The sequence below is a fragment of the Psychrobacter piechaudii genome (assembly GCF_900162825.1).
Taxonomy (GTDB): Bacteria; Pseudomonadota; Gammaproteobacteria; order Pseudomonadales; family Moraxellaceae; genus Psychrobacter; species Psychrobacter piechaudii.
Map to the genome: position 1 here is coordinate 1 of NZ_FUGE01000168.1, position 12,436 is coordinate 12,436.

The 12,436-nt window shown below is 43.1% G+C and carries 10 protein-coding genes and 1 tRNA gene; 4 read left to right on the forward strand and 7 right to left on the reverse strand.

Annotation, left to right across the window (positions count from 1 at the left end):
* Nucleotides 1–46: 46 nt before the first annotated feature.
* The gene (locus tag A1019T_RS14025; protein ID WP_227678566.1) at nucleotides 47–151 is read left to right on the forward strand and encodes a hypothetical protein; all 105 of its coding nucleotides are present in this window, start codon (nucleotides 47–49) and stop codon (nucleotides 149–151) included.
* Between the two features lie 499 nt (nucleotides 152–650).
* Here A1019T_RS14025 and folC read toward each other — a convergent pair whose 3' ends face one another.
* From folC to A1019T_RS09475, 5 genes are all read right to left on the reverse strand, one after another.
* A complete protein-coding gene (folC, locus tag A1019T_RS09455) occupies nucleotides 651–1,997 on the reverse strand; it encodes a bifunctional tetrahydrofolate synthase/dihydrofolate synthase (RefSeq protein WP_425271953.1) in 1,347 nt (448 codons plus the stop codon).
* 72 nt (nucleotides 1,998–2,069) lie between these two features.
* Nucleotides 2,070–2,966: an acetyl-CoA carboxylase, carboxyltransferase subunit beta gene (gene accD / locus A1019T_RS09460; RefSeq protein WP_244156613.1), complete on the reverse strand. Its 897-nt coding sequence runs from the start codon at nucleotides 2,964–2,966 to the stop codon at nucleotides 2,070–2,072.
* Nucleotides 2,967–3,077: 111 nt separating this feature from the next.
* Nucleotides 3,078–3,902, reverse strand: a complete 825-nt coding sequence (trpA, locus tag A1019T_RS09465; protein ID WP_077451437.1) for a tryptophan synthase subunit alpha — start codon at nucleotides 3,900–3,902, stop codon at nucleotides 3,078–3,080.
* Nucleotides 3,903–4,010: 108 nt separating this feature from the next.
* Nucleotides 4,011–5,258, reverse strand: a complete 1,248-nt coding sequence (trpB, locus tag A1019T_RS09470) for a tryptophan synthase subunit beta (protein ID WP_077451438.1) — start codon at nucleotides 5,256–5,258, stop codon at nucleotides 4,011–4,013.
* Between the two features lie 111 nt (nucleotides 5,259–5,369).
* A complete protein-coding gene (locus A1019T_RS09475; RefSeq protein WP_077451439.1) occupies nucleotides 5,370–6,020 on the reverse strand; it encodes a phosphoribosylanthranilate isomerase in 651 nt (216 codons plus the stop codon).
* A gap of 161 nt (nucleotides 6,021–6,181) precedes the next feature.
* On the opposite strand from A1019T_RS09475, the gene A1019T_RS09480 reads away from it, so the two are divergent.
* A complete protein-coding gene (locus tag A1019T_RS09480) occupies nucleotides 6,182–7,768 on the forward strand; it encodes a cryptochrome/photolyase family protein (RefSeq protein ID WP_077451440.1) in 1,587 nt (528 codons plus the stop codon).
* A 72-nt stretch (nucleotides 7,769–7,840) separates the two neighbouring features.
* On the opposite strand, the gene A1019T_RS09485 is transcribed toward A1019T_RS09480, so the two are convergent.
* Nucleotides 7,841–8,593, reverse strand: coding sequence for a DUF4230 domain-containing protein (locus A1019T_RS09485; RefSeq protein ID WP_077451441.1), 753 nt, complete (start codon nucleotides 8,591–8,593; stop codon nucleotides 7,841–7,843).
* Between the two features lie 381 nt (nucleotides 8,594–8,974).
* Here A1019T_RS09485 and A1019T_RS09490 point away from each other — a divergent pair, with 381 nt between their 5' ends.
* Nucleotides 8,975–10,705, forward strand: a complete 1,731-nt coding sequence (locus A1019T_RS09490; RefSeq protein ID WP_077451442.1) for a proline--tRNA ligase — start codon at nucleotides 8,975–8,977, stop codon at nucleotides 10,703–10,705.
* Nucleotides 10,706–10,895: 190 nt separating this feature from the next.
* Here A1019T_RS09490 and A1019T_RS09495 read toward each other — a convergent pair.
* A tRNA-Val gene (locus A1019T_RS09495) sits at nucleotides 10,896–10,972 on the reverse strand.
* 162 nt (nucleotides 10,973–11,134) lie between these two features.
* Between A1019T_RS09495 and A1019T_RS09500 the strand changes: the two genes are divergently transcribed.
* Complete coding sequence (locus A1019T_RS09500) at nucleotides 11,135–12,106, forward strand: bile acid:sodium symporter (protein ID WP_077451443.1); 972 nt, start codon at nucleotides 11,135–11,137, stop codon at nucleotides 12,104–12,106.
* The last annotated feature ends 330 nt before the right edge of the window (nucleotides 12,107–12,436 follow it).

Here is a 12,436-nt window from a genome sequence, read left to right on the forward strand (position 1 = left end):
ACACTGTATTTTATGGCTACCACCTTATAGCCCAGATTTAAATCCCATCGAAAAAGCCTGGGCTTGGATCAAGCGTAAACGTAAAGACTGGCGTCTGCAGTGTATCGATACTTTGTTCTTTTATTTTCTTTGGCTTTGTAACAGTTTATAAGTTCTTTCACTATACAACTGAGCAATAAGGACAAAACCAGTAGCAATTTATTTTTATTAGGGCTTAACATCATAATGTGTTTACTTATTCTATGAAAGATAAAGCGCTGCAAAGGCACCCAGGTGTAACATAATCGTTTAAGCTTAACACCAATCTATTTGTTAGCTATTGAGACTAAAATCATTTGTATTATAAAGGATTATATTGCAATACTACTACATTATCACGACATATATAGATTAATATTCAACAATGAGTAACAATTAAATTTAACACTAAATACAATATTTTTAATAAATAGGAGTAATATTTATTTTATATTAACTCTTAAAAATAGCCTGTACTCAGGACAGAAACTAGATAGTAAAGCAGACAAAAAAAGCAAGAGACCCATGAGCCCTTGCCTTTATGTAAATCAAATAGTTATCAATATTCATTATTAAATCAGTATTAAAAATCTTATATCAAAAGTCATTAACTGTTTAATAGTAGACTGCCTCTAAATTAGTGGCTGTAGCTGTATAAGTGGCTGTAGCACTTCACCTATGGTGTGAAATGAGCCGCAAACTAAGATTAGGTCTTCAGTATCAGTCGCTGCTATCACTTTCTCACCAATACTTTCTAAATTTTCATAGCTAACAATATTGTGTTGATTATTTTTTTGTAGCACTGCAATTAATTGCTCTACTTCTGCTGCTCTAGGGTGGTCAATCATTGCCACATGCCAGGTCTTAATAGGTAGCTTTGAGTCTACCAGCAACTCAACTACATGGTCGATGTCTTTATCTGCCAGCATAGAGAATACAATATGTAACTCGGCTGCCGGATGGTCTGCTTTGTGCTGTTGCCACATAGGCTGGAACTGACTCAGTAAGAAAGTCATGCCACGCTCATTATGCGCCACATCAAACAACCATTGACGCTGTGCAATCTCTCTGGCATCAAAACGTCCTGCTAACTTAACGGCTTGCAGTCCAGATTTAATATGCTCAGGAGTGATGGTTAGCTCACTAGCCAGCACAGCAGCTACCGCATTATTACTATTAATCAAAGACAGTTTGGGCTTAGGTAATTGCATGCTTATGCTGGCACTACTAAACTGCCAGACTTCATCTTGTTCGATAAAGTCATAATCTTTACCTACATGATAATAAGGGCAGCCCAGCTGTTGGATCTTATCCATCACAGACTGCGGCATATCTGGCTCACCATAGATTAAGTGTATGCCCTCTCGTAAAATGCCAGCCTTCTCAAAGCCAATCTTCTCTCTAGTATCGCCAAGCCAATCAACATGGTCAATGCCAATGTTGGTGATAACGGCCAAATCAGGATTGATGATATTGACCACATCCAGTCGGCCGCCTAGCCCCACCTCTAGAACCCAAACATCACAGTCTGCTTGGGCAAAAATAAGCATCGCAGCCAAGGTGGTCATCTCAAAAAATGATAACGTTAAGTCACAGGCTAAACGAGCTTGTTCGACCTCATAAAAAGCCTCAATTAATACTTCGTCTCCCACAGGTTGTCCATTAATACGCACCCTTTCATTAAAGTCTATCAGGTGTGGCGACTGATAAAGGGCGGTCTTATAGCCGGCTTGTTGGCAAATTTCACTAATAACTGCGGTGGTAGACCCTTTACCATTGGTGCCTGCGACAGTGAACACATAAGCATCATCTTTGGCAGACTGTATCAAACCTAAATGATTGGCCACAGGCAGTACCCGAGACAAGCCCATGTCTATTGCTGAGACATGTATCTGCTGCATGTAATAAATCCAGTCCGATAAAGGACTGGATTCGTTTGGGGGATTGACAACTGTTGTGGGGGTTGAAGGAGTATTAATCACGATGCCTCTCAGCAAAAAAATAAAAACCAGTTAATCTAAATAAAAAAGACAAGTCGATTCAGCTTAGCTTTACATCAGCTTAGCCAATAAACGATGCACGGTATCATTTAGCTGGTGACGGTGAACCACTTGGTCGATCATCCCATGCTCTAATAAGTACTCTGCCCGCTGGAAGGGTTCCTCTAAAGTTTGTCTAACCGTCTGCTCAATGACGCGTTTACCGGCAAAGCCAATCATGGCTTTCGGTTCAGCAAGGTGGATATCGCCCAGCATGGCCAAAGAAGCAGTCACTCCCCCATATACAGGATTGGTCAGTACTACAATATAAGGCACCCCTGACAGACGCAATCGTTCAATAGCGGCCGCAGTTCGAGCCATCTGCATAAGGGACAGTACCCCTTCTTGCATACGGGCGCCACCAGAGGCTGCGAAACAGATTAACGGTATTTTTCGTTCAAGGGCCACTTCTGCGGCCTCAACAAAACGATCACCAACCACAGACCCCATTGACCCTCCCATAAAGCGGAAGTCGAAGGCACAAGCCACCACATCCATCTCACGCAGCTTACCTTTAAACACAATCAAGGCTTCACTTTCACCGGTTTTTTGTTGCATTTGCTGCATGCGCTGCGGATAAGGCTTACTGTCTACAAAGCTTAAAGGGTCACCGGTATGAAATTGCTGACCCAACTCTTGCTCGATCTGATCCAAGAAATCAGCCAAACGCTCACGAGCAGTCATGGCTAAGTGATGATCGCAGTGAGGACAGACATAACTGTTAAAAATCAAAGCAGTATTGGTGGTCATAGAATGACACTGCGGACACTGAGTAGAAGGCTCAGTCTCTACCGCTGTCAATTGCGGTAGCGTGTGACGCTTCACTCTGGGCACAGGACGAGACAGCCAAGTCTCACATTTAGGCTCTGTGGTAGCCGTCTTCTTATCAGACTGAGATCCACAGTCCATAGCAGGGTCAACCGCTTTTTTATTGGGCTGAGTCTTGGTCGGCTTACTATTGTTTGTCATAAGTACATCAAATTAATATTAATAAAAAAGTATTTACAGCAAGCTTTTGGGCTAAGCCAATTGATTTAAAGCTTGGCGTAGCTCATCCATTTTATCCATAATTTTGGCTTGAGCAGCTGAAATCTCATCAGCACTGGAGTTACTGTCTAAACCTGTAAAGTTCTTCACCAGCTCACTACCCACGATTACCCCATCCGCATGCTTCCCAATGGCAGCTGCTGACTGACCATCACGAATACCAAAGCCCACACAAATAGGTAGGTCTGTCTCTTTTTTAATGGCCTGAACCTGTTCTCCAACCGCTGCTGTATCTAGACTTGCAGAGCCGGTAACCCCTTTTAGCGAAACATAATAAATATAACCGCCACAATGGGTCATGACTTGCTTACGACGTTCAGGTAAAGTCGTGGGCGATAATAAGAAAATCTTATTCATATTATGCTGTGCCAGACGCTGTACGAAGTCACCTGATTCAGCAGGCGGTAAATCCACTACCAATACCCCATCTACGCCGCAGTCGTCACACAATCTAATAAATTCATCATAACCAATAATCTCAATAGGATTTAAATACCCCATTAAAATCACCGGCGTAGTGCTGTCAGTTTTTCGGAATTTTTTTACCATCTGTAAAGCTTGATGGGTACTGGTGCCGCCTGCCAGAGCGCGCTCGCCTGCCAATGCAACTGTCGGTCCATCAGCCATCGGGTCTGAAAATGGCAGCCCCACTTCAATCATATCCGCTCCATGGGTCACCAAGTCGTGCATCAGGCCCACAAAGCTGTCTGGAGAGGGGTCCCCTGCCATTACATATGGAATAAGGGCTTTTTTATTTTGTTGTTTTAAGTTTTTAAATGCGGTTTCAATTCGGGTCATGATATTCCCTTAATAAATAAACGGGTCGATACTCAGTAAAACTGAAGGAGGCTGACAGTCTTTAAAACCTTTAAGGTATTAAAAGCTGCCACTTAAGATAAATAAAGCTTAAAGCTCAATACCCTCAGCTTTCATCACAGAATGTAGGTCTTTATCTCCACGTCCTGATATGTTGACAATAATACTCTGATCTGGGGTCATGGTTTTAGCCAACTCTAAACCATAATACACAGCATGAGCCGACTCTAACGCAGGGATGATACCTTCTTTACGAGTCACTTCATGGAAGGCGTGCAAAGCTTGCTTATCAGTACAGCCCACATATTCAACACGCTTAATATCCTTTAAGAAACTGTGCTCAGGGCCCACGCCTGGATAATCTAGACCCGCTGAGATTGAATGCGTCTCTAAAATTTGACCTTCATCATCAGCCATTAAATAAGTACGGTTGCCGTGTAATACCCCAACACGACCTTTCGCCAGAGGAGCTGAATGGCGTCCTGTTTCTAGACCATCACCGGTGGCTTCCACCCCATAGATTTTTACGTCTTTGTCATTTAAGAACTCATAAAACAATCCAATGGCATTTGAGCCGCCCCCGACGCAGGCCACTAGCGCATCTGGCAGTTTTCCAGTTTTTTCTAAATGCTGAATGCGGGCTTCTTTCCCAATAATGGCCTGAAAATCACGGACCAGTAGCGGATAAGGATGAGGTCCAGCAACGGTTCCAATAATATAATAGGTGGTATCGACGTTGGTGACCCAATCCCGCATCGCTTCGTTCATAGCATCTTTTAAAGTGCGTGACCCTGACTCAACTGCTACCACTTTAGCACCAAGCAAACGCATACGATAGACGTTCATCTTCTGACGTTCTACATCGTCTGCACCCATGTAAATGATACACTCAAGGCCTAAACGAGCAGCAATGGTTGCGGTCGCTACGCCATGTTGACCAGCACCTGTTTCAGCAATGATGCGTTTTTTTCCACTCATCTTCGCCAGTAGCGCCTGACCGATAGTGTTATTTACCTTATGAGCGCCAGTGTGGTTTAAGTCTTCACGCTTAAAATAGATCTGCGCGCCGCCAATCTCATCACTAAGACGTTTGGCATGATAAAGTGGCGTTGGACGACCCACATAGTTCACCAGATCATTGTGGTACTCTTCCCAAAACTTAGGGTCTTGCTTCACTTTATAATATAAAGTCTCTAGCTCTTCTAGAGCGGCCATCAGTGTTTCAGAGACGAAGCGGCCGCCGTGAATACCGAAGTGACCACTGGCGTCGGGATACTGATTGAAATCGGTAATGCTTTCTACTTCATCATTGTGTGGTACATTATCAAAGGTTTTCATATTTGGTTTTACCCTACTTATATAACAATTACAACAATGCAATGAGCTGTCTTGTTAATGATTTATTGTTAACTGACTTTTTTACATTAGTTAGGTACTTGGAATGTGAAGTTAACTGGGCCATCGGGTGCTTTTTACAGCGCGGATAAAGGCTGCCATCTTGCCAGCATCTTTTATGCCTTTGGCAGATTCAATACCCCCACTGACATCAACGGCTTGAATAGGCAGTTTTAAGGTATCACCAATATTATCAGGCGTTAATCCTCCCGCCAGAATAATAGGCAGCGCACTGTCTTTAGGTATTAATGACCAGTCAAAGCGCTCTCCAGTACCACCATAGGCGTCTTTATGATAAGCATCTAATAAGATACTGCTTGCTCCGGCCTGAGCGTAGTCTTTAATTTGAGACTGAATACTTTGTAAATCATGGGTGTCTTGATTGATACGAAGCGCTTTTACCCAGCGTTTATTGACGCTTTTTGCCAGTTGTTGACACTGCTCAGCAGACTCATCTCCATGGAACTGAATCACATCAAATTCCACGCTATTGGCCAAGGCCACAAGCTCTGAGGGCTGCATATTTACCACCAGTGCCACGACACTCACGAAGGCTGGTACTTGCTGCACCAAACTCTTGGCTTGCTCAGCAGTAACAGCGCGAGGGCTGGGAGGATAAAACACAAAGCCAAGTGCATCAGCTCCTAGCTCAATCGCTTGCTGGACATCACTGGCTTGGGTGAACCCACAAAATTTAACCTGCATTGACCCCGTAATCCTTTTACCAAACTCAAACTGCCAAATCAAACTTATCGTAGCATACTTTTTGGCAAATTTAGCAGTGCTTACACTAACTTACCCCATTTAAAGCCGATAACTGCCAATATTAATACTTATCAAGAATATAAGCCCATGAAGGATGCCCGATGCCTGCCCTTGCCCCCACTCCCCAAACCTCCTACCTTATTTGGTTTCGACGTGACCTGCGCCTCGAGGACAACACCGCACTCTCTGCTTTAACTGAGATGGCAAATCAAGGGGCAGATCAACCCCATATAAAAGCCTTATTTATGGTGACCCCTGAGCAATGGCTTGAGCACGCTATGTCTTTGGCTCAAGTGGATTTTATTTTTCGCAGTTTAAAGGAATTAGCAGGGGCTTTGTTGACTCAATTAAACATTGAGCTACACCTATTACAAGCTCCTAATTATAGCCAGTGTGTAGATGCCATAGATAATTTTTGCCAGCAGCATAACATTAGCAATATTGCTAGCAACTATGAATATGAAGTTAATGAGATGGCGCGAGACCGCGCACTTGAACGGCAGCTAAGCAAGAAGGGCATCACGTTCCATCGTTACCACGATCAATGTATCTTGCCACCTGGCTCAGTCACGACCAATGATGGCACTATGTATAAAGTGTTCACCCCTTTTTATAAGAAATGGCAAAGCATTTTAGACACAGGCCTAGTAAATTTGCACCCGCTTGCAAAGCTTAATCATAATAAGCCAGATTCGGATATTTTGCCGCAGATTTTAGACTCTATTGAGGATTTGTATCAAAAAACGCTTAGGCTATTTTTAGAAAGGCAATTTGATCAAGAAACAACTGCTCAGTCGTTGCTACAAACCACACGTCAAACCTATCCTGCCGGCGAAGATCAGGCTTATAAACGCTTGCAGCAGTTTTTAGCAGAAGATGTGCAACATTATGATATCGCCCGCGATCAATCGGCACTAGAGGCCACTAGCCAATTGTCTGCCTATCTAACCATAGGGGTCATTAGCCCACGTTTATGCTACCTAAAAGCCAAACAAGCGGCTCAATCTGCTTATGAAGCCAAGGCTTATAACTTAAATGAGCCAAATGAAGATTTTGGCGCTGAACAAGACATACAGCGCTGGATTAGTGAGCTGGCATGGCGGGATTTTTATCGTCACGTTATAGTAGAGAATCCAGACATCGTCAAAGGAGCTGCTTTTAATAAGGTAGCCGACCAAAAGGTAAATTGGTCTTATGACTTATCAGATTTTGAGAAATGGTGTAGAGGACTAACCGGTGTGCCTTTGGTAGATGCGGCCATGCGCTGCCTGAACCAAACTGGCTTTATGCACAATCGCCTGCGCATGGTAACCGCCATGTTTTTAACCAAAAATTTATTTATTGATTGGCGCTTGGGTGAGCGCTACTTTATGCAAAAGCTGATTGACGGAGACTTTGCGTCTAATAATGGGGGCTGGCAGTGGAGCGCTTCCACCGGCACCGATGCTGCGCCCTACTTTCGGATCATGAATCCGTTTAGCCAAGCCAAGACCCATGATAAAGACGCTATTTTTATTAAGACTTGGCTGCCTGAATTAAAAGATATTCCGGCCAGTGTTTTACATGATGAGGCGAAGCTCAGGCAGGCTTTAAGCAAAAAAGGCAGCTTTGCTCAGGTTGACTACCCGCAACCTATGGTAGACCACAAGCAAGCTCGCCTTTATGCCATTGAGCAGTTTAAGGGCTAAAGCAGTATTGGTAAGGGCAATCTATACATCCTAATCTAAACGCCCTAATATAAACATCCTAATCTAAACACTTTAGTCAGCAGGCTGACATGCCCCTGCCCCTTGAGTGGTTACACTAACTTCTGCCCCAGTCATGGCAAATAACTGCTGCATCTCTTTTTTGGCATTGTCTTCTGCTTGCTGCATCACCCCATCAGCACAGGCACGCTTAAGCACTTCCTCTTTAGCGCTGGCTTGAGCTTGCGCTAAAATCTCAGGCTCGACTTTTTTCATGCCAAATAAGCCGCCAGACTGCCAGTCATAAACATCAATATCTTGCAAATACACAGTGAAAATCTGCGCAGGTGGCAAAGTAACCATGATATTAGGCATTAAAGTTATCGGCATATCTTCATTGCCTTGTGCTTCAGCATTGGCCTGTGCTGTCGCGATTTGCTCCTCGGTGGGGTCTGTGACCTGAACCATCTCTGGACTTAGCTCACTTAAGTCTACCCCAGCGACTACTCGACCACGAGCAATAAACAAGCCTTTTTGTTCATCTTGCCATAAACGCTGCCAACTGCCTGGCTGCTCACTGGTAATTACTGTATCGACATTATAAGCCACAGTTTCTAAGCGATTCAGCTGCTGAATTTTACTGACCACGCCTTCTCGGCTAACGGTTTGAATTTGCGGTGAATTGTCTTGATTAAACTGCTGCCACAGCAAAACACTAAGCAGAATCAAAACCAGTAAAAACACCAGCTTGAGTAACACACCACTACTTTTAGCGGTGGGATTAGAGTTATTGCCGGGGGTTGGCCCAGCTTGCTTCATATTATTCATGTTTCGCCCTCATGTGATTATTATTTTGGGTTTAATATAGCTAATAAACTAGAAGTTGTCTGTTGGATTCAAAGGGTAATAAATCAAAATTTAGTCAATCTGATTCTATATGGCTTAAAATTGGTATTAAATTGGGCCTAAATCCAGTAAGAAGTCAAAAAAGGATTGCGTCAAAGGCCGACTTTACCTAACATAGTCAGGTTACCACTATTATTTTTTCTTACTATTATCATTTAACACCGTAATAACCGTCTGAATACTGATTAGCAGCACATTTAAGACGGGCCTTATTGACGGTGCTTTTATTGTTTCAGTGAGTTTTTTAAAGTTAATTTTATCGTTAACCACCCTTTAACTACATTGAGTAAAGTCGAGTCAGTTATGAGAGCCAGCCAGTTTTTATTTGCTACCTTAAAAGAAACCCCAAGCGATGCCGATATCGTCTCAAGCCAACTTATGGTAAGAGCCGGTCTTATTCGTAAGCTAGCGTCAGGCCTATATGTTTGGTTACCGATGGGTCTTAAGGTCCTGCAAAAAGTTGAAAGAATTGTGCGTGAAGAGATGGAAAACATCGGCGCACAAGAAGTCCTCATGCCTATGACTCAGCCTGCTGAGTTATGGCAAGAGTCAGGACGCTTTGAAGATTATGGTCCTGAACTTCTACGTTTCACCGACCGTCACAATCGTGACTTCGTACTAGGCCCCACTCACGAAGAGGTCATCACTGATTTGGCCCGTGGTGAATTACGTAGCTACAAACAGCTGCCTGTTACTTTCTTCCAAATTCAAGGTAAGTTCCGCGATGAGATTCGCCCTCGCTTTGGTATCATGCGTGCCCGCGAATTCACCATGAAAGATGCGTACTCTTTCCACGTAGATCAAGAGTCATTGGAAGTAACCTATCAACAGATGTATGATGCCTACACCCGCATTTTTCAACGTCTGGGCTTAAACTTCCGTGCTGTATTGGCCGATACTGGCTCAATCGGTGGCTCAGCTTCTCATGAGTTCCATGTATTGGCTGGCAGTGGTGAAGATGCCATCGCTTTCTCTGACGGGTCAGACTACGCAGCTAACGTTGAGCTTGCAGAAGCAGTCTGTACCGATGAGCGCGCCGCTCCTACTCAAGAAAGACAAGATGTAGCAACACCAAAGATTCAAACCAACGAAGATTTGGCTAAGTTCCTAGACATTCCTTTAGAAACCACAGTAAAAACTTTAGTGGTTAAAGGTCATCGCATCAATGAAGATGGCTCTGAAGGCGAAGAACAATTGGTAGCCCTAGTAGTTCGTGGTGACCATACCTTAAATGAAGTCAAAGCTGAGAAAATCGCTGAAGTAGCCACACCGCTTACTTTCGCTACTGAAGAAGAAATGAAAGCCGCTGGTCTGAAAAAAGGCTTCATCGGTGTAGACTTAGACATCCCTGTTTATGTTGACCGTGCAGCAGCTGCCATGAGCGACTTTGTATCAGGTGCCAACGAATATGACATGCACACCACGGGCATGAACTGGGAGCGTGACGCTCAGATCACTGAAGTGGTTGATATTCGTGACGTGGTAGAAGGCGACGCCTCACCAGACGGTAAAGGCACGCTAAGCATCAAACGTGGTATCGAAGTGGGCCACATCTTCCAGTTGGGCGATAAATATTCAAAAGCGCTAAACTGTACGGTTATGGGTGAAGATGGTAAGCCAGTGACTCTAATGATGGGCTGTTATGGTATCGGGGTTAGCCGTATCATCGCTGCTGCCATTGAGCAAAACCACGATGACAACGGTATCATTTGGGCCAAAACACCAGATATCAAAGACTCAATCGCGCCTTTTGACATCGCCATTGTGCCAATGAAATCAAAAGAAGACACGGTTATGCAAACCGCTGAAGCTTTATATGAAGAGCTAAAAGCCAAAGGCTTAAACGTTATCCTAGATGACCGTAACGAGCGTCCTGGTGTGAAGTTTGCTGACCTTGAGCTTATTGGTATTCCACACCGTATCGTGGTATCAGACCGCAACTTAGCTGAAGATAAATACGAGTATGTTGATCGCCGTGAAGGGGAAAAACAATTACTTAGCCGTGAAGAAGTTCTGGCAAAAGTTAGTCAGTAATTTAGTTGGCTAATTTTCAAAGCTATTAAGACTAAGCCACTAAAGCCATGACTTTAAAAAGAGAGCCTCAAATTGAGGTTCTCTTTTTTTGTTCTTTTTTAGTACCTTCTAATTGTTGGGCTTTTCTTATTGTTGGTTTTTTGGCTGCACAAAAAAAAGCCCCAATCATAAAGATTGGGGCTTTCGAATTTGGTAGGCGTAACTAGATTCGAACTAGCGACCTCTACCATGTCAAGGTAGCGCTCTAACCAACTGAGCTATACGCCTATTGAGGTGATGTATTTTAGCAAGTTTTCTAGCTTTTGCAAGCCTTTATTTCTACAAATATTTAAAGTTAAGACTTAACACAATTGTTCTACTCGTAGCCTATAATTCACCTCCACCTATCTTCTATTGTAACCCTATATTTTAGAGCACTAAGAGCAAAGCATGGATAACCTACGCACTTTATTAGAAACTCGACAAATTAGCATTTACTTCGTCGCTACTATTTTAGCCTTACTTGTAGGGATAATGGTTCCGCAGATTGCTGATTTTCAGTGGGCTATAAACCCTGCTTTAGCTTTGATATTGTTTGTCACTTTTTTACAAGTTCCTGTTACCGGACTTAAAAAGGGCTTAAGTGACTTAAAGTTCCTTACAGCTTTACTCATAGCAAACTTCATTGCCATTCCCTTATTAATTGCAGCCTTGCTTCCTTTATTACCGCCTGATCCATTTATTTTGTTAGCTGTGCTATTGGTGCTTCTGTGTCCGTGCATTGACTATGTGATAACTTTTTCACACTTAGGTCAAGCGGATTCTCGCTTACTGCTTTCCTCCACCCCTATTCTACTAATAGTACAAATTCTACTTTTGCCAATATATCTCAAGCTATTTCTCGGAAACTCATTTGTAGAGCTGATTCAAGTAAACACATTTATTCACGCTTTTATGCAACTAATTGTTATCCCTTTTATATTTGCGGCTATCCTGCAGTTGTGGGCGACGCGCTCAAATAGTGGCAAACAAATAACTAATAGCCTATCTTTACTTCCTGTACCTGCTACTGCTCTTGTGTTGTTCATAATTATTGCTTCTGTGATTCCAAGCCTCAAAGGCCAAACAGTGACTGTCCTGCAAGTTATTCCTATCTATATTGCATTTGCCATACTTGCCCCAGTGATAGGATGGATTATAGGCCGCTTATTTCAACTTAATATCCCTGCTAATCGTGCTTTAGTGTTTAGCAGCAGTACCCGAAACTCACTGGTTATACTCCCGCTAGCATTAGCTATCCCAGGCTATAACTCTGTCATACCAGTTATTATTATCACTCAAACGCTTATTGAGTTGATTAGCCAGTTGGTTTATATAAAGATAATACCTAAACTCATAACCAAGATACCCAAGGAGTGGTAATGAATTTCGTCGATGTCGAGCCTACCCTAGAAAATTACTGTCGAGCCATTATTTTATTTGGCCGTAACACTGCTTCTTATAAGTTTGCACTAGCTAAGAGCTAATAGAAGTGATTGAACAGGCAGAATATTTTATAGCTGACCTCTGTACACGACAAAAATGCTCAAAGTCTCAAAGGTCGTGGACTAGAAGACAAATAGCTTATTAGAACCTCAAACACACGTCGATTGCCAGCAAAGAAATACTCACGCAAACCATCAATCAAAACATCCAAACCAATAGCAAACAAACTTTGCTGGGGTCGACCATGTTTCTTAAGCTTTCGTCTTT